The organism is Aminobacter sp. 01T433, assembly GCF_056398585.1.
In genome coordinates this window covers 169896-186277 of sequence record NZ_JBFTPR010000007.1, presented here as the reverse complement: position 1 = coordinate 186277, position 16382 = coordinate 169896, and the positions used below count along the sequence as shown (strand labels likewise).

Below are 16382 nucleotides of genomic sequence, written 5' to 3'. Positions count from 1 at the left end.
TGATGCACCCGCTAGTGGCCGAGGCGGTTGAGGTCAAGCGAAACGGCGCTATCGTGCGTAATGAAATCGGCAAGCTGCAACTTCCAGCGCCTGCGTGTCTCCTGAACCCGTAACGCGATAGACCAACCGATGCTCATGGTTGATCCGTCGCGACCACCAGCTTGACATCTCATTGCGCAGGGGCTCGGGCTTGCCGATCCCGCTGAACGGACTACGTCGCGCATCCCGGATCATCTCGTTGATGCGGGCCAGCATCTTTGCATCAGTGCCCTGCCAGTAGAGGTAGTCTTCCCAACCTCTCGCAGTCCACAGAAGCTTCACGGCTCGATCAGTTCATGCTCTTCGAGCTTGCCGGCATTGGCATCCTCGATGGACTTCAGCAATCTTTCCGCATTGGCAGGGTTGCTGAGAAGGTAAAGGGTCTCCTTCATCCCCTCCCACTCGGAAAGGGGAACCACCACCACAGGCTCATGGTTTTGACGGGTGACTATCAGCTCCGTCCGATCTTCCTCGAGCTTGTCGAAATGCTTGGCCATGTTGGCGCGCAACTCGGTAAGCGTAACGTAGGCCATGTCGACCTCCTCGATCTCGTCTCTGTACGTATATATGTACAGACATCTGGAAGCAAGCCGAAGCCCGCTTGACGCCCGCTCGCGCCGCTGGCACTCCCATCGGATGGAACAGATCCAATCAAAAGCCGGCCAGGGCCGGGTCGCTGATGCCCCAACCCGACACTGGGTCTACCGCGCCTTGCCGCGCGGGCTATGGCCCTATGCACAGCTCGCGCGCTGGGACAGGCCGATTGGCTGGGTGCTTTTGTTGTGGCCTTGCTGGTGGTCGGCGGCCATGGCGGCAAGCGCTTTCGCGCGGCCCGGCGACAGCCTGATCTCGCTGTTGCCCTCGCCATGGTTCCTGGCCCTCTTCCTTGTCGGCGCCATCGCCATGCGCGGTGCCGGCTGCACCTACAACGACATCGTCGACGAGGGTATCGACGCCCAGGTCGAGCGCACGCGTTCGCGCCCGCTTCCCTCCGGCCAGGTCAGCCGCCGTCAGGCGTGGGTGTTCCTGGTGCTGCAGGCACTTGTCGGGCTTTTGGTGCTGTTGCAGTTCAACAGCTTCACCGTCCTGCTCGGCATCTCGTCACTGGCTGTCGTTGCGATCTACCCGTTCATGAAGCGCATCACCAACTGGCCGCAGTTCGTGCTTGGCCTTGCCTTTTCGTGGGGCGCGCTGATGGGCTGGGCGGCCGAGTTCGGCGACATCGACGGCCCGGCCGTGCTGCTCTATTTCGGCTCGATCATGTGGGTGATCGGCTATGACACGATCTACGCCCACCAGGACAAGGAAGACGACGCGCTGGTCGGCGTGAAATCGACCGCGCGCTTCTTCGGCGAAAACACCAAGTCTTGGCTGGTCGGGCTCTACGCCGGCGCACTGATGCTGTTTGCCACAGCCTTTGCCATCGCACAGGTGCCGATGCCCGCACTCGCCGGCCTGGTCGCCGCCGGTGCACATATGGCAAGGCAGATCATCACGCTCGACATCGACGATCCAGACCAGTGTCTCAGGCTGTTCAGGTCGAACGGCCAGATTGGCTGGATCATCTTCATCGGTCTGGTCTGCGGCGGGGCCTGGGTGGCGCTGAAGCCGCTGATCTAGTACGCGTCATGCCCGGGCGATGATCTCTTCGCCGTCGATAACGAGCCGAACTCCCAGTTCACCCGACTTGCGGCGGGCGAGAAAACGCGGACGGCGCATGCGCGACACGCGGCCCTTGCGGCGTTCCTGTGGCGGCATTGTCTTGATCGCCGCCCCGAGCGACTCTTCCAGCGTGCGAGCAACGCCGTCCGCCTCGATCAGCAGCATCGGCAGGTTGTAGAAATCAGCCCAGGCGCGCCAGTCGGCGGCTACATCCTCGAGATCGTCGGCGACCAGAAGCGGCACCGAAAGCATCGGATCGTTGTGCAGCAGTTCCAGCGTCACCGTGACGTTGAGATCCTGGTCTTCCATCGCACGCGCAGCGACACCACGAAAAGCGCGCGCCGGCAGTGCGATGGCGGCGGGCAGCCCGCTTTGCGCCAGCACGCGGCGGATCACCGCGCCGCGGTGGTCGATCGTGAATGTGACGTCGCCAAGGTCATCACGCGTGGTGTAGCTGACCTTCTGCGGCAAGCGGAACGGGTCGAGGCGCATGTTGCGTCCCGCCCAGACTGGCTTCAGTCCGGTGTTCATATTGTGCCTTCCTGTTATCTCCTGAGAGCCGGTTTCCGGTCTCTCCGGACCAGTTTTCCCGGTCTCGTTGGGAAGGACACTAGCGGGGGGTCCTTACCGCCCCGCTTAAGAAATTGGGTTAAATTTTGCTGATCTCTCCGATGGTTATCGGAATGCCACCAGAGACGTTCAAATCGTCTTGCCGGGGTTCATGATGCCGGCAGGATCGAACGCCGACTTGACCCGGCGCATCAGCTCGATGGCGATGGGCGGTGCGGTGGCGATCAGCTCGTCGCGCTTGAGTTGGCCGATGCCGTGCTCGGCCGAGATCGAACCATTCATGGAACGCACCACGTCATGAACCGCCTTGTTCATCTGGCGGTACAGCGCGAGGAACGCGCCACCGTCCATGCCGACAGGCTGGGAGATGTTATAGTGCAGATTGCCGTCGCCCATGTGGCCGAAGCAGACCACCCGTGCTTCAGGGCAGACGCTGGCGACAGCGACCGCGCCTTGTTCGATGAAATCAGGGATGCTGGCGATCGGCACCGAAATGTCATGCTTGATCGATGCACCTTCCGCCTTTTGCGTTTCGGGCAACATTTCGCGCAGGCGCCAGAACTCGTTGGCCTGGCCGACGCTTGCGGCAATCGCCGCATCGCCAACCTGTTCCGCCTCGAAACCGGCTGAAAGGATATCCTCGATCAGCGTGCGCGCGTCCTCGGCCGAGCGGCCCGACGAGATTTCCATCAGCACCTGCCAGGGCCAGTCGCCTTCCAGCGGCGGGCGCGCATCGGGAATGTGGCGCATGGCAAATTCCATCGGCAGATGCCCGATCAGCTCGAAGGCCGTCAGTGCGGTGCCGGCAAGGTCCTGGGCACGGTCGAACAGCGCAAGCGCTGCCTCGGGCGACGACAGGCCGACCCAGGCAACCTCCCGGCCCTTGGGCTTGGGATAAAGCTTGAGCACGGCAGCAGTAATGACGCCGAGCGTGCCTTCGGCACCGACGAACAGGTTCTTGAGGTCGTAGCCGGTGTTGTCCTTCTTGAGCTTGCGCAGGTCGTCGAGCACCTCGCCGGTGGGCAGCACCACCTCGACGCCAAGGCACAGTTCACGCGCATTGCCATAGGCCACGACGCCGGTGCCGCCGGCATTGGACGACAAATTGCCGCCGATCTGGCACGAGCCCTGCGACGCCAGCGACAAGGGATAGAGCCTGTCGACCTCATCGGCCGCCTTGTGCAGCACATCGAGCACGACGCCGGCTTCGGCGATCACCGTATTGGACACCGGATCGATCTCGCGGATGCGGTTGAGCCGCGACAGCGACAGCACTATCTGGCCGCCCGAACGATCAGGCACCTGGCCGCCGACAAGGCCGGTATTGCCGCCCTGCGGCACGATCGGCGTGCGGGTCTCGGTGGCGAGCTTCATGATCGCGCTCACCTCCTCCACATTGCCCGGACGCAGCACCAGAGAGGTCGCGCCGGTAAACAGCCCGCGCGGCTCGTGCACGTAAGGTTCGATGTCGGTGTCCGAGCGAACCGCGTATCGGTCGCCGACGATGGCAGCAAAGCGCTCGGCAAGCGCGGGGTCAAGGCCGGGAAGATTCTGGGTCATGTGATGAAAGCTAAATTCAGATGTGGGGAATGTCACGCGGTGCTGCTGCCCGCGCCAGCCTGTCGTTGATCGCTTCGCCAAGCTCGTCGAACGGTATCGGCTCGACGGCAATCAGTTCAGCACCGCTGCGGTCGAGCGCTTGAAGGTGCGCAAACAGGTTCGTCGCCGCTTCGCGCAGGTCGCCCGCTTCGGACAGATTGAGGAACGCGCGCGCCTGCTGCCAGCCCTCGGCGCGATGGGGCCCGAAGCCCAACAGCGCCTCGCCTGCCTGGATACGCTCGGCATTGAGCCGCATCTGGGCACCCGGCGCATAATGCGAGGCCAGCATGCCCGGCGCTTCGATGCCGGCGGTCACGCCGCGCAGCAGCGGGGCGCCAGTCACCGCCTCGATTTCGCCTGCGGGAACACCGCCCGGACGCAGCAGCCGCACCCGGCCATCCTCGACCTTGACGATCGTCGACTCGAGGCCAACCGGCGTCGCGCCGCCATCGACGACAAGCGGGATGCGTCCGCCAAGGTCGTTCGCCACCGCCTCGCCGCTGGTCGCGCTGATCTTGCCCGAGCTGTTGGCGCTGGGTGCCGCCAGCGGCCGCCCGAGCTTGGCGATCAACGTGCCGCCAAAGCCCTTGGGCATGCGCAGTGCAATCGTGTCGAGCCCGGCTGTGACCAGAGGGTGGATGCCCGAACCGGCACGTAGCGGCACCACAAGCGTCAACGGCCCCGGCCAGAATTTTTCGGCAAGCTTGCGCGACAGCGGATCGAACACGCCGATGCGTTCGGCCATGGCCATGTCGGCGACATGGGCGATCAGCGGGTTGAAACGCGGCCTGCCCTTGGCTTCGAAGATGCGCGCGACCGCTTCGCCATCGGTGGCGTCGCCGGCGAGGCCATAGACGGTCTCGGTCGGTATGGCGACGACCTCGCCCGCGCCAAGCAGCGCCAGCGCCCGATCCATCGCCTTGTCCGCTGCGATCAGTTCCGCCACGTCATAGCTTCCAGTTGCATGCCCGTCCCTAGCCCGCATCAGAAGGTGCGACAAGGCGCGGCGGCCAAGATTTCAGCCATTGGCTAAAATGCGCGGCATCTTCGCAAGCCCGCTGCAACCGCCGCTCAGGTAGCTTGCCCGCAAAAGTTGCTTCAACCCTGGGGGCCAAATGCGTCTGTTTGCTGCGCTTCTTACGGCCGGTATCACCGTGTCCGGTTCGGCTTATGCGTCTTCGATCATCATTGTTGAAGGCGGTGCGACCAGCCCGTCATCGATCCTGGTCGATGTTCCTCAATCGACGCCCAGGTCGATCGTCGAGATCGGCGTTCCATCCATCGACGCCGGCAAGGTCGCGGCAATCGATGCCGCACCCAAAAGCTCCGGCACCAAGATGGGCGCCGAATTGATGGTCATCCGCGGCGGCGAGGTTGGCAGCGCATCGCCGGAGCCGGCGGCAATCGCCCCGACATCAGCCGATGCCGCGCCTACACAGCAAGCTTCGGCAGGCGATCAGGCGCCTGCCGTCGAACCGGCAGCTGTCGAGCCTCAGTAGACCGGTTTCGCGCTACCCGCCTTAGCCCGCGATCTTGGAGAAGTCGGCGACCTGATCGGTTGCCGTGCGGATGCGGGCGAGCAGCGCCAGGCGATTGGCGCGCACGGCTACATCCTCATCATTGACGAGAACTTTCTCGAAGAATGAATCGACTGGTTCACGCAACACGCTAAGTGCCCGCATGGCGGCGGAAAAGTCTTCACTGCGAATGGCTTGGCCAGCTTCGCTGACAGCCTGATCCACCGGTGCAAACAGCGCCCTCTCCGCCTCCTCGCGGAAAAGCGCCGGGTCGACCGCCTTGGCAACCACAGTGCCCTTCTTCTCCTCGGCGGCCAGGATGTTCGCCGCACGCTTGGTGCCAGCGAGCAGGTTCCTGCCGTCTTCGGTATCAAGGAATTTGCCGAGTGCTTCGACGCGACGGGTGATGGTCAAAAGGTCGTCGGCGTCAGGGGTGATCACCGCATCGATGAGATCGTGGCGGGCGCCAAGCTCGCGCAGATAGACCTTCAGGCGGTCATGGAAGAACGCGATCAGGTCGGCCTTGAGCGGGGCCGCGCGGTCGATCGTTTCCTTGCGCAGCTCTGCCTCAAAGGCGGCAAGCGCATTGTCGACATCCTGTTCGCCGTCGACATCGCCGCTGTCGATCGCAGCCTGCGACGCTTCGAACACAGCGAGCCGGCGCTGGACAGAAGCCTCCTCAAGCTGCCGCAGAGCGGCGTCAAACAGCTGCTGCAGCGGCAGGCGGCCACGCGCCGACAAGATGATCCTGACGATGCCGAGTGCTGCACGACGCAGCGCATAAGGATCCTTCGACCCTGTCGGCTTCTCGTCGATAGTCCAAAAGCCGACCAGCGTGTCGAGCTTGTCGGCGAGCGCAACCGACACCGAAACCGGGTCGGCCGGGACACGGTCGGACGGGCCTTGCGGCTTGTAGTGTTCTTCGATGGCAGCAGCGACCGAAGGGCTTTCGCCCTGCAGCAGTGCATATTTGCGGCCCATGGCACCCTGCAATTCGGGGAACTCGCCGACGACCTCGGTCTGAAGGTCGGCCTTGGCAAGCACCGCCGCGCGGTCGGCGAGCTTCGGCTCGGCGCCGACCAGCTTTGCGATCTCGCGCGCCAGTCCACGGATGCGCTGGACGCGCTGCCCTTGCGTGCCAAGCTTGGCATGGAAGGTCACGCCGAGATGGTCGAGGCGGGCCATGCGCTGGTCGAGCGGCTTCTTGAGATCGAGCCCGAAGGCCTCGGCCGACTGCTTCAGCGTGTCGAGGTCGGGCAGATCGTGCTGGTCAGTGTTCCAGAAATAGAGCGCGTCCGACAGGCGCGCGCGGACAACCTTGCCGTTGCCGTGAGCGATTTCCTTGCCACCATCCTTGGCCTCGATGTTCGAGGTCAGGATGAAGTGGTTGGACAGCGCGTCCTCGCTGCCTTGCGGGCGCGTGACGAAGCATTTCTGGTTGGCCCGGATGGTCAGCCGGATGACCTCGGCGGGGATCTGCAGGAAGGCTTCCTCGAAGGTGCCCATCAAAACGACCGGCCACTCGACCAGACCCGCAACCTCTTCTAGCAGCCCCTCGTCCTCGACAAGGTCAAGCCCGTTGGCGAAAGCGAGATTGCGCGCGTCGGCGACGATCATCTGCTTGCGGCGCTCGGCATCGATGACGACCTTGGCGGCCTCGAGTTTGGCGGCATAGTCGTCGAAACGACGGACCTTGATAGCCTCGGGCGCATGGAAACGATGGCCATAGGTGACATTGCCGGAACGGATGCCGTCGACCTCGAAGTCGACCACCACCGGCTCCTCGGTCTCGGGACCGAAGGTGCAGATGATCGACTGCAGCGGACGCACCCAGCGCAGGCTGCCGGGCTTGGCTGACGCCGGGCCCCAGCGCATCGACTTCGGCCACGGGAAACTCTTGATGATCGCCGGCATCAGCTCGGCGATGATCCCCTCGGCCGAGCGGCCGGGCTTGGAGATATGGGCGACGTAGAAATCGCCCTTCTTGGGATCGCTGTGGACATGTGCCTCGGCAAGCGAAGCGAGGCCGGCGCCGCGCAAAAAGCCCTGAATTGCCGCTTCAGGCGCCTTGGTGCTCGGGCCCTTGCGCTCTTCGCGAATGTCCTTGGAGCGTGCAGTCAGCCCCCTGATATCGAGCGTCAGCCGGCGCGGCGTCCAATATTCGCGCGCCGCCTCATAGGTGAGGCCGGCTTCGACCAGACCGTCGGTCAGCATCTTCTTGAGATCGGCCGCCGCCTTGCGCTGCATGCGCGCGGGGATTTCTTCGGAACGGAGTTCGAGCAGCAAATCCGGCATCAGAGTTTCTCCATCCGCATGCCATCTTTCTTGTCAGTCGCGCCTTCGGCGCTGCCGCCCGCTTCCGTCAGCAGGAACGCCTCGCCGCACATCTTGGCGAGATTGCGCACGCGCAGGATGTAGCTCTGGCGTTCGGTGACCGAGATCACGCCGCGCGCGTCGAGCAGGTTGAGCAGATGGCTCGCCTTGATGCACTGGTCATAGGCGGGGAACACCATCTTGTGGCGATTACCGCCTTCGGCAGGTGCACCCGCATCAAGCAGCGCCTTGCACTCGGCTTCGGCGTCCGCGAAATGCCTGAACAGCATGGCCGTGTCGGCATGCTCGAAATTGTGCCGGGAATATTCCTGCTCTGCCTGCAGGAAGACCTCGCCATAGGTGACCTTGTCGTCGCCTTCGAGGCCATTGAAGTTGAGGTCGTAGACATTGTCGACGCCCTGCACATACATCGCCAGGCGCTCGAGACCATAGGTCAGCTCGCCGGCGACAGGTGCGCATTCGATGCCGCAGACCTGCTGGAAATAGGTGAACTGCGACACTTCCATGCCGTCGCACCAGCACTCCCAGCCGAGCCCCGCCGAACCGGTTGTCGCGTTTTCCCAATCGTCTTCGACAAAACGGATGTCATGCACCAGCGGGTCGATGCCGATCGCCGCCAACGAGCCGAGATAGAGCTCCTGGAGGTTGGCCGGATTCGGCTTCAGGATCACCTGATACTGGTAATAATGCTGCAGCCGGTTCGGGTTTTCGCCGTAGCGGCCGTCCTTGGGGCGGCGCGAAGGCTGGACGTAAGCGGCATTCCAGCGCCTGGGTCCAAGCGCGCGCAACGTGGTTGCGGGATGAAGCGTTCCAGCGCCCACTTCCATGTCATAGGGCTGGAGAATGATGCAGCCCTGCGCGGCCCAGAAATTGTGCAGCGTCAGGATCAACCCCTGAAACGAACGGCTGGGGTGCATGTGGGCGGGCATTGGGTTGGTCACGGGCGAAGCTCGATCATTGGCGCGCGCCCCGCACTACTGCGGGGCCGCAAGACGGTTCGTCCTAGTCCGGCCTTCGGCAAGGGTCAAGCAGTGGCCGCGCGATGCGGCTCACTTGCCCGGCAGCTGAAGTTCCTGGCCCGGTGCGAGCCGGGCGGGGTCGCCGCGCAGCTGCGGGTTGAGGTCGAGGATCTCGCGATAGCGGTCGCCATCGCCGAGCACCTCGTTGGAGATCGACCACAAGGACTGGCCGCGCAGCACCTTGTAGGAAGCCGGGATCACCTGAACCGCGGGCTCGACCGCAGGCGTCTCCGCCTCGCTCTTTTTCTGGCTGTCCGGTGCCGGTGCTGCCGGCTTGATCTCGGTCACCGGCGGCTTGGCCGGGGCTTCCAGGGCCGTGGGCTTCTCGGGCAGCGGCGGCAGGCCGTTGGCGAGCTTCTTTTCGACCTCAGCCAGGACGTTCGGCTCCGGCTTCATGTCGCGCGCATGGCTCCACTGGAAGGTCGCCTCGAGCTTGCGCCCGGCCCGCCAGTAGGCATCGCCAAGGTGGTCGTTCAGCACGGCATCGTCGGGCTTGAGCGACACGGCGCGCTCCAGTTCGCGCACGGCGTCATCGTAGCGGCCAAGGCGGTAATAGGCCCAGCCGAGCGAATCGATGATGTAGCCGTCGCTCGGCCGCAGATCGGCGGCCTGCTTGATCATCCCGAGGCCTTCCTCGAGATTGGTATTCATGTCTACCCAGGAATAGCCGAGATAGTTCAGCACCTGCGGCTGATTGGGGAACAGCTTGAGCGCCTCGCGGAAGTTCGGCTCGGCCTTGGGCCATTCCTTCAGCCGCTCATAAGCAATGCCGCGCTGATAAAAGATGTTCCAGTTGGCGTTGGTCGGCGTCTTCAGCACGCCAACCGCCTTGTCGTAGACGTCGGCTGCGGCACGGTAGTTTTCCGTGGAGGCATAGACCCCGCCAAGCGCCAGATATCCGCGCATGTCATCGGGATTGGCTTCGACCAGGGCCTTGAGATGCGTGATCGCCTCGTCATGACGCTTGAGGTCGGCGAGGTTGAGGCCAAGCTGCAACTCCGACAGCCGCTTCAGCGGCGAGGTCGCCGGCACGCGACGATAAAGTGCTATCGCCGCCTCGCTGTCCTGCTGCTGCTCGGCAATGGCTGCAAGCTGCACCAAAAGCTCGTCGCTCTCGGGCTTCAGCGCCAGCGCATATTGCAGATAGAGCCGGACGAAAGGCTCGCCGCCGCCGCGATTGAGCGCGGTCGACAGGTTGAGCAGGATTTCGGCGGCACCGTCATTCGGGCCGGCCACCAGAGGGGGGATTTTCTCGCCCTTGGTGATCTTCTCACGCAATGCTGAAATCGGCAGCTTGCCGGGAGCGAACTCGTCGGCACGGTCGAGGATCGCCAGTGCTTCGGTTTTCTTGCCGGTGCGTGCCAGGAAGCCGGCATAAGCCTCGGCCGCACGCATCCAGGTCTCGGGTGCCGCACTGCCAGCGCCAACATTGTCGATGGTTGCGCGGTAGATTTCGTTGGCCTTGTCGTTCTTGCCGGCCGTCTCGGCGATCAGCGCCTGGTGGTAGGTCTTGAACAGATCATACCATTCCGGCCCCTGGAGCTTGTCGAGGAACTGCAGCCCGTCGCCGCCACGGCCTTCGCCCTGCTTGGCCCAGGCCGTCATGGTGCCGGTGATCAGCCGGTCCAGATCGGATTCGAGCGCCAGCTTGAGCCATTTCTCGGCGGCTTCGTAATCCTTCTTGCGGAAAGTATCGACTGCAAGCGCCAGCCGCGAGAAGCGCTCCACATCCGGAACCGTCTTCAACATCTCGGCGTAGGGCAGCGACTCGTCGAACCGACCCTGCGCGATCAGCGCCAGCATCACACTTTGCTGAAGCGCGGTATCTGCGGGATCGAAGGCCAAAGCGCGCTTGTAATAGGCAATCGCACTGTCGAGATCGTCATCGGCTTCAGCGGTGCGTGCCGCCAGATAAGCCCCTGAAAACGAACTGATTTCGACCGGTTCGGAGGAGACCTTTTTGGCATATACGGGCTGGGTCAGGGCGGTGAAGCCCCCAAGAGCTGCCAGGCCCAAAAGCCAGATTGCGAGTCGCTGCCGCATGAAGGTCCTTCCTAGTCAGGTCGTATGGTCATCATGACACCCGCGAGGCGGGATCCGTGGCCGCAACTTGGTTTTCGTTGCCAAGCATGGCCTTTTTGGGGTCACGCTTCAATCCGCCACCACTTCACAATCCGACAACCGGCTTAAGGTTTTCAGAATATGTGCGCCAGCATGGCGCCATTTCCGACTTCAGACGACGCGGCTGATGCAGAAATCGATGACATCGAGCAGGGCTGCCTTCTGTGGCGTCGATTCGAGCGGTGCGAGTGCATCGCGCGCGATCTCGCCAAAGTGGCTGGCGCGGCCGATCGTATCGGCGATGGCACTGTGGCGCACCATCAGGCCGACCGCCTTTTCAAGCGCGGCATCGTCAGAAACGCCATCTTCGATCGCGCTCTTCCAGAAAGTGCGCTCGGCGGCAGTGCCCCGGCGATAGCTCAGGATGACCGGAAGCGTGACCTTGCCCTCGCGGAAATCGTCGCCGACATTCTTGCCGAGGTCCTTGCTCGACCCACCATAATCCAGCGCATCGTCGATGAGCTGGAAGGCAAGACCGAGGTTCATGCCGTAGGAGCGAAGGGCTGCCTTGTCGTTCTTTGACGCGCCCGCGATCACCGGGCCGACTTCGGCGGCAGCCGAAAACAGAGCTGCGGTCTTGGCCTTGATGACGGCGAAATGCTCGTCTTCGGTGGTTTCGAGGTTCTTGGCGGCCGCAAGCTGCATGACCTCGCCCTCGGCGATGATCGATGCGGCGGAAGACAGGATGTCGAGCGCTTCGAGCGAACCGACCTCGACCATCATGCGGAAGGCCTGGCCAAGCAGGAAATCGCCGACGAGCACGCTCGCCTGGTTGCCCCAGATGGTTCGCGCGGTCTTCTTGCCCCGGCGCAAATCGCTTTCGTCGACGACATCGTCATGCAGCAGCGTTGCCGTGTGCATGAACTCGACCGACGTGGCGAGCCTGACATGGTGCTCGCCGGAATAGCCGAACATCTGGGCCGCAGCGAGCGTCAGCATCGGACGCAGGCGCTTGCCGCCCGACGAAATGAGGTGGTTGGCCACCTCCGGGATCATCTCGACATCGGATCCGGCCTTGGACAGGATCAGCTCATTGACCCTGGCCATGTCGGACGAGGTCAGGTCGATCAGGTCCTTGATCGACGCGGTGTCCCGCTTTCCCTTCTCGATGTTGAGAACGACACCCAAGGCCAACACTCCCAATTACACAGACGCGTGGTCGCGCGCGTATCTCTTAGGCGATTCTAGGGCGGCATGCACCGTGCCCGCAAGTGGCGAATTGGCGCGGTGCAACACGTAGCGTTTACTTCGTCGCACCAAACTGCGAATTTCACCACATGATCGAACTCATCCGCACCAACGACGCCGTCATCATTTCCTTTGTGCAATCGCTGCTGCGCGACGCGCGTATCAGCTGCTTCGTCGCCGACCAGAACATGAGCGTGCTCGACGGTTCGATCGGCATCCTGCCGCGCCGCATCATGATCGACGCAGACGACGCCGACGAAGCACGCCAATTGCTCACCGATGCCGGCATCGAGCACGAAATACGCCAGAAGTGACCAATCAGCCGACGCCTGCCGAAGCTTTAGAGTTGCCGCCGCATACGGTGGACGCTTTCCATCGCGGCGCGTTCTGGCTGGTGCAGCCGAAGAATGACGGCCATCGCGCCGGCATGGACGCATTGATGCTGGCAGCCACGGTACCGACCGCATTTTCCGGGAGGCTCGCCGATTTTGGCGCTGGCGCCGGTGCCGCCGGCCTTGCGGTCGCCTCACGCTGCAAGGGCGCACAGGTATTGCTGGTCGAACTTACCCCCGAAATGGCAGCCTTCGCCAACGCCACGCTTGCCCATCCGGGCAACGAGGAACTCGCCCGGCACACCGCCGTTCTGGTTGCCGACGTCGCTTTGTCGGGCAAGGCCCGGACCGACGCCGGTCTCGCCGACGCCTCGCTCGACTTCGTCATCATGAACCCGCCCTTCAACCCGCCGCACCATCGCCCGACCCCAGATGCGCTGAAGCGCCAGGCGCATGTCATGGAAGACGGGCTATTCGAAAGCTGGATCCGCAGTGCTGCCGCCATGGTCAAGCCACGCGGCGGCTTCGCCATCATTGCAAGGCCAGAACAGCTGGCACCGATCCTGACTGCGATGGACGGGCGCTTCGGCAAGGCCGAGATCGTGCCGGTTCATCCGCGCGATGACGCGGCAGCGATCCGCGTCATCATACGCGCCGTGCGGGCCTCGCGAGCACCGTTGGCGCTGTGCCGGCCACTGGTCCTGCATGAACAAGACGACAGTTTCTCGCAACGTGCCCAAGACATAAGCAGCGGCAGCTCGTCGCTTTTCGGCGATTGAACAACGCTCGAGCATTGCGGATGTCACAAGAATACATACATCCCGCATGACACTGACCGGAGAGACTAAGTGAAGAACCCCTTCCGCCGCCTGCTGCCGAAATCCATGCGTGGTGGCGAAGTCATCATTCCTGTCATCAGGCTGCAAGGCGCCATCATGTCGGGCGGCGGCCAGTTCCGGCCCACGCTTTCGCTGGCAACGACAGCAGGGCTGATCGAAAAGGCCTTCGCGATGACCAGCGCGCCGGCCGTGGCCATTTCGATCAACTCGCCCGGCGGTTCGCCGGTGCAGGCACGCCTGATCTACAAGCGAATCCGCGACCTCGCCGCAGAGAAGAACAAGAAAGTACTTGTGTTCGTCGAGGATGTTGCCGCTTCAGGCGGCTACATGATCGCCATCGCCGGCGACGAGATCATCGTCGACCCCTCCTCCATCGTCGGTTCGATCGGCGTGGTGTCGTCGTCCTTCGGCTTCACCGAGCTGATCAAGAAGATCGGCGTCGAGCGCCGCGTCTATACCGCAGGTGAAAACAAGGCGACGCTCGATCCGTTCAAGCCGGAAAAGAAAGAAGATGTCGAGCGGCTGAAGCTGCTGCAGCTCGAGGTCCACCAGACCTTCATCGACATGGTCAAGGAACGTCGTGGTTCCAAGCTCAAGGACGATCCAGACCTGTTCACCGGCCTGTTCTGGTCGGGCAAGAAGGGGCTGGAACTCGGCCTTGTCGATGCGCTCGGCGACATGCGCACCGTGCTCAGGGACCGCTACGGCGCCAAGGTCGAGCTCAAGCTGATCACCGCACCGCGCGGCTTGTTCGGCCGCAGGCTGGGCCTCGGCTCGCAAGCCTTGGGCTTCACGCCCGAGGTCGCAGGCGCGGTCGCCTCAGGGCTTGTGGATGCGGCGGAAGAGCGCGCGCTGTGGAGCCGGTTCGGCCTTTGAAAAAACCGAGATAGCGGATTATCATTGAGGGGAAACCCCGACTGGCCGGAAAGCCGGCCCCCGACGGGAGGAGAATGACGATGCCTCAGCTCATCTTTTTCGTGCTTGTCGGCGTGGTGGCATATATCGGCTATCGCTCCTTCATCAAGGAAGCCAACCGGGTGACCGCCAAGGTGCGCCGCAGCGAAAAACAGCGCCAGACCGGCGCCAACGGCACATTGGTCAAGGATCCCGAGACCGGCGAATACCGGCTCGAGAAGGACTGACGACCAGCCCGTGACCTTGAACAGCGTCGCGCTCGCCGAACTCGCCCCGGCCAAGATCAACCTTGCACTCCATGTCACCGGCCAGCGCGCCGACGGCTACCATCTGCTCGACTCTCTGGTGGTGTTTGCCGAACTCGGCGACCGCATCACGGTGACTGCCTCAAATGAGGACCGCTTCTTCGTCGACGGTCCGTTCGCTGGCGCTGTGCCGCGCGACGGCGGCAACCTCGTCCTGCGCGCCCGCGACGCACTGCGCGCTGCCTATCCCGCCTACACGGCGCAATCGGTTTCAATCTCGCTCGAAAAGAACCTGCCGGTCGCCTCGGGTATCGGCGGCGGGTCGAGCGATGCGGCGGCCACCTTGCGAGCACTCAAGCAGCTTTGGCGCATCCCTACCGATGCGGCAGCGTTGGCGAATCTCGCCTTGCCGCTCGGCGCCGACCTGCCGATGTGCCTGGCGGGGCGCCCGCTGTTTGCGCGCGGCATCGGCGAACAACTTGAACCTGTCACGCATTTCCCCGCGCTGCATCTGGTGCTGGTCAATCCGGGTGTCGCCGTCGAGACACCGAAAGTATTCCGTGCGCTGGCCTCGCGCGACAACCCCGCCCTTGCGCCGCTCGACAGCGCTGACACGGTGCTCGACTGGCTCGCCACGACCCGCAACGACCTGGAGCCAGCGGCGATCTCGATCGAACCCTCGATCACCGAGGTACTTTTTGCCCTTCGCCGGTCTGGTGCCGCCTTCGCCCGCATGTCGGGTTCCGGCGCCACCTGCTTCGGCATTTACCAGAGTGCCACTGCTGCCTCGCGCGCCGCGGAGGCAATCTCAGGCGAACACCCCAACTGGTTCAGCGCCGCGACCACGACCCGGACCTAGGAGCCCAAGACAATGGCAAGCGAGCCCCGTCCCTTCGTGCCCGTCCGAATAGCGGTACTCACCGTGTCCGACACACGCACGCTGGCCGACGACAGATCGGGCCAGACGCTCGCCGACCGCATCACCGAGACCGGTCATGTGCTGAAGGCACGTGACATCGTCACCGACGACAAGGACCAGATCCGCAACCGCGTCACCACCTGGTCGCTCGATCCCGACATCGACGTGATCATCACCACGGGCGGCACCGGCTTCACCGGCCGCGACGTCACCCCCGATGCGCTTGAGCCGATCTTCGAAAAACGGATGGACGGTTTTTCCGCCCTCTTCCACCGCATCTCCTACGACAAGATCGGCACCTCGACGATCCAGTCACGCGCCACCGGCGGCGTGCTCAACGCCACATTCGTCTTCGTGCTGCCGGGCTCACCTGGTGCCTGCCGCGACGCCTGGGACGGCATCCTCAAGGCGCAGCTCGACTACCGCCACATGCCGTGCAATTTCGTGGAGATCATGCCGCGCCTCGACGAGCACCTCAGGCGAGGCGGCGCCAAGACAGCCTGAAGCTGCTAGCGCTGCGCCACCATAATTTCAGCGTCGAGCGTCTTCATCGCCAGCCCGCGCGCAATGCCTTCAGCATCGGCGCCATTGCGACCGAGAACCGCTGCCTGCTTTTTCGTGATAACCAGCCCCTGCTCCAGCGCGCGCGGCCGTGAGGTCATGCGCTCCCAGAACGGCCGGTTGCTTGCTCTTGAGCGCGTGAAGCGCGCGGCCATCGCCAGCCGGCTCATGTGGCGCACGACGCTCTCGGTCCAGCCCTCGGCAAGGCGCGCGCCGGGCTCGATCAGCAGCAGCCAATCGCTCTTGGCCTGCGCGATGCCTGCCTGAATGCCGCCGCTGGCGACATAGGTGCAGCCGGCATGCTCGGCGACATAGTGGGTCTGGTCAGTCGAGCCGCGGTCGCAGACGATCACCTCGCGCACGACACCTTCGACCGCACCACCGACCAGCGAGGCCAGCGTACGCGCCAGCCCCTCCTCGTCGTCCTTGGTCTCGATCAGAACGCTCAGCATATCTAGCCGCATATCCGAAAGCCGGCCAAAGCGCCAGCTTCGCTGCTCTAACCACAAAGTTCTTGCTTTG

18 protein-coding genes are annotated in these 16382 nt (G+C 63.5%); 8 read left to right on the top strand and 10 right to left on the bottom strand.

Annotated elements, in window-relative coordinates:
• Nucleotides 1–48 precede the first annotated feature (48 nt).
• Nucleotides 49–321 carry a Txe/YoeB family addiction module toxin gene (locus AC1DLV_RS14485; RefSeq protein ID WP_476800619.1) on the bottom strand — a complete coding sequence of 91 codons (273 nt, stop codon included), beginning with the start codon at nucleotides 319–321 and terminating at the stop codon, nucleotides 49–51.
• Nucleotides 318–572 carry a type II toxin-antitoxin system Phd/YefM family antitoxin gene (locus tag AC1DLV_RS14480; protein WP_476800618.1) on the bottom strand — a complete coding sequence of 85 codons (255 nt, stop codon included), beginning with the start codon at nucleotides 570–572 and terminating at the stop codon, nucleotides 318–320. Before AC1DLV_RS14480 ends, AC1DLV_RS14485 begins: the two co-directional genes overlap by 4 nt.
• Nucleotides 573–675: 103 nt before the next feature.
• On the opposite strand from AC1DLV_RS14480, the gene ubiA reads away from it, so the two are divergent.
• Nucleotides 676–1659, top strand: coding sequence for a 4-hydroxybenzoate octaprenyltransferase (gene ubiA / locus AC1DLV_RS14475; RefSeq protein ID WP_476800617.1), 984 nt, complete (start codon nucleotides 676–678; stop codon nucleotides 1657–1659).
• 6 nt (nucleotides 1660–1665) lie between these two features.
• Here the strand turns inward: ubiA and AC1DLV_RS14470 are convergent, their stop codons facing one another.
• The 3 genes from AC1DLV_RS14470 to AC1DLV_RS14460 all read right to left on the bottom strand — a co-directional run bounded on the left by AC1DLV_RS14470 (nucleotide 1666) and on the right by AC1DLV_RS14460 (nucleotide 4786).
• The gene (locus tag AC1DLV_RS14470; RefSeq protein WP_476800616.1) at nucleotides 1666–2232 is read right to left on the bottom strand and encodes a DUF6101 family protein; all 567 of its coding nucleotides are present in this window, start codon (nucleotides 2230–2232) and stop codon (nucleotides 1666–1668) included.
• Nucleotides 2233–2400: 168 nt separating this feature from the next.
• Nucleotides 2401–3831 carry an FAD-binding oxidoreductase gene (locus tag AC1DLV_RS14465; RefSeq protein WP_476800615.1) on the bottom strand — a complete coding sequence of 477 codons (1431 nt, stop codon included), beginning with the start codon at nucleotides 3829–3831 and terminating at the stop codon, nucleotides 2401–2403.
• Between the two features lie 16 nt (nucleotides 3832–3847).
• Complete coding sequence (locus AC1DLV_RS14460) at nucleotides 3848–4786, bottom strand: L-threonylcarbamoyladenylate synthase (protein WP_476800815.1); 939 nt, start codon at nucleotides 4784–4786, stop codon at nucleotides 3848–3850.
• 199 nt (nucleotides 4787–4985) lie between these two features.
• Between AC1DLV_RS14460 and AC1DLV_RS14455 the strand changes: the two genes are divergently transcribed.
• Complete coding sequence (locus AC1DLV_RS14455; protein ID WP_476800614.1) at nucleotides 4986–5369, top strand: hypothetical protein; 384 nt, start codon at nucleotides 4986–4988, stop codon at nucleotides 5367–5369.
• Nucleotides 5370–5390: 21 nt separating this feature from the next.
• Here the strand turns inward: AC1DLV_RS14455 and glyS are convergent, their stop codons facing one another.
• The 4 genes from glyS to AC1DLV_RS14435 form a co-directional block, all read right to left on the bottom strand.
• Nucleotides 5391–7682, bottom strand: coding sequence for a glycine--tRNA ligase subunit beta (glyS, locus tag AC1DLV_RS14450; protein ID WP_476800613.1), 2292 nt, complete (start codon nucleotides 7680–7682; stop codon nucleotides 5391–5393).
• Nucleotides 7682–8662 (bottom strand): glycine--tRNA ligase subunit alpha, encoded by a 981-nt coding sequence (locus AC1DLV_RS14445; protein ID WP_476800612.1) that lies wholly within the window; start codon nucleotides 8660–8662, stop codon nucleotides 7682–7684. Before AC1DLV_RS14445 ends, glyS begins: the two co-directional genes overlap by 1 nt.
• Nucleotides 8663–8770: 108 nt before the next feature.
• Nucleotides 8771–10783, bottom strand: coding sequence for a tetratricopeptide repeat protein (locus AC1DLV_RS14440; RefSeq protein WP_476800611.1), 2013 nt, complete (start codon nucleotides 10781–10783; stop codon nucleotides 8771–8773).
• 189 nt (nucleotides 10784–10972) lie between these two features.
• Nucleotides 10973–11989 (bottom strand): polyprenyl synthetase family protein, encoded by a 1017-nt coding sequence (locus AC1DLV_RS14435; RefSeq protein WP_476800610.1) that lies wholly within the window; start codon nucleotides 11987–11989, stop codon nucleotides 10973–10975.
• Between the two features lie 149 nt (nucleotides 11990–12138).
• Here AC1DLV_RS14435 and AC1DLV_RS14430 point away from each other — a divergent pair, with 149 nt between their 5' ends.
• The 6 genes from AC1DLV_RS14430 (at nucleotide 12139) to moaB (ending at nucleotide 15803) form a co-directional block, all read left to right on the top strand.
• On the top strand, nucleotides 12139–12363 hold the full coding sequence (locus AC1DLV_RS14430; RefSeq protein WP_476800609.1) for a putative signal transducing protein: 225 nt from the start codon (nucleotides 12139–12141) through the stop codon (nucleotides 12361–12363).
• Nucleotides 12360–13160 (top strand): tRNA1(Val) (adenine(37)-N6)-methyltransferase, encoded by an 801-nt coding sequence (locus AC1DLV_RS14425; protein ID WP_476800608.1) that lies wholly within the window; start codon nucleotides 12360–12362, stop codon nucleotides 13158–13160. The genes AC1DLV_RS14430 and AC1DLV_RS14425 overlap by 4 nt, the downstream gene beginning before the upstream one ends.
• Nucleotides 13161–13265: 105 nt before the next feature.
• Nucleotides 13266–14096 (top strand): S49 family peptidase, encoded by an 831-nt coding sequence (locus tag AC1DLV_RS14420; RefSeq protein ID WP_476800814.1) that lies wholly within the window; start codon nucleotides 13266–13268, stop codon nucleotides 14094–14096.
• A gap of 80 nt (nucleotides 14097–14176) precedes the next feature.
• Nucleotides 14177–14362: a hypothetical protein gene (locus AC1DLV_RS14415; protein WP_476781887.1), complete on the top strand. Its 186-nt coding sequence runs from the start codon at nucleotides 14177–14179 to the stop codon at nucleotides 14360–14362.
• A 16-nt stretch (nucleotides 14363–14378) separates the two neighbouring features.
• Nucleotides 14379–15239: a 4-(cytidine 5'-diphospho)-2-C-methyl-D-erythritol kinase gene (locus tag AC1DLV_RS14410; RefSeq protein WP_476800813.1), complete on the top strand. Its 861-nt coding sequence runs from the start codon at nucleotides 14379–14381 to the stop codon at nucleotides 15237–15239.
• A 12-nt stretch (nucleotides 15240–15251) separates the two neighbouring features.
• Nucleotides 15252–15803, top strand: coding sequence for a molybdenum cofactor biosynthesis protein B (gene moaB / locus AC1DLV_RS14405; RefSeq protein ID WP_476800607.1), 552 nt, complete (start codon nucleotides 15252–15254; stop codon nucleotides 15801–15803).
• 5 nt (nucleotides 15804–15808) lie between these two features.
• On the opposite strand, the gene AC1DLV_RS14400 is transcribed toward moaB, so the two are convergent.
• Nucleotides 15809–16312, bottom strand: a complete 504-nt coding sequence (locus AC1DLV_RS14400; protein WP_476800606.1) for a glycosyltransferase — start codon at nucleotides 16310–16312, stop codon at nucleotides 15809–15811.
• Nucleotides 16313–16382 lie beyond the last annotated feature (70 nt).

Bases quoted from the DNA above. Each gene is read 5' to 3' on its own strand.
- AC1DLV_RS14480 (WP_476800618.1), bottom strand. From the start codon at position 572: ATGGCCTACGTTACGCTTACCGAGTTGCGCGCCAACATGGCCAAGCAT.
- AC1DLV_RS14455 (WP_476800614.1), top strand. From the start codon at position 4,986: ATGCGTCTGTTTGCTGCGCTTCTTACGGCCGGTATCACCGTGTCCGGT.
- AC1DLV_RS14460 (WP_476800815.1), bottom strand. From the start codon at position 4,786: ATGGATCGGGCGCTGGCGCTGCTTGGCGCGGGCGAGGTCGTCGCCATA.
- AC1DLV_RS14400 (WP_476800606.1), bottom strand. From the start codon at position 16,312: ATGCTGAGCGTTCTGATCGAGACCAAGGACGACGAGGAGGGGCTGGCG.
- moaB (WP_476800607.1), top strand. From the start codon at position 15,252: ATGGCAAGCGAGCCCCGTCCCTTCGTGCCCGTCCGAATAGCGGTACTC.
- AC1DLV_RS14440 (WP_476800611.1), bottom strand. From the start codon at position 10,783: ATGCGGCAGCGACTCGCAATCTGGCTTTTGGGCCTGGCAGCTCTTGGG.
- AC1DLV_RS14430 (WP_476800609.1), top strand. From the start codon at position 12,139: ATGATCGAACTCATCCGCACCAACGACGCCGTCATCATTTCCTTTGTG.
- AC1DLV_RS14415 (WP_476781887.1), top strand. From the start codon at position 14,177: ATGCCTCAGCTCATCTTTTTCGTGCTTGTCGGCGTGGTGGCATATATC.
- ubiA (WP_476800617.1), top strand. From the start codon at position 676: ATGGAACAGATCCAATCAAAAGCCGGCCAGGGCCGGGTCGCTGATGCC.
- AC1DLV_RS14465 (WP_476800615.1), bottom strand. From the start codon at position 3,831: ATGACCCAGAATCTTCCCGGCCTTGACCCCGCGCTTGCCGAGCGCTTT.
- glyS (WP_476800613.1), bottom strand. From the start codon at position 7,682: ATGCCGGATTTGCTGCTCGAACTCCGTTCCGAAGAAATCCCCGCGCGC.
- AC1DLV_RS14420 (WP_476800814.1), top strand. From the start codon at position 13,266: ATGCGTGGTGGCGAAGTCATCATTCCTGTCATCAGGCTGCAAGGCGCC.
- AC1DLV_RS14470 (WP_476800616.1), bottom strand. From the start codon at position 2,232: ATGAACACCGGACTGAAGCCAGTCTGGGCGGGACGCAACATGCGCCTC.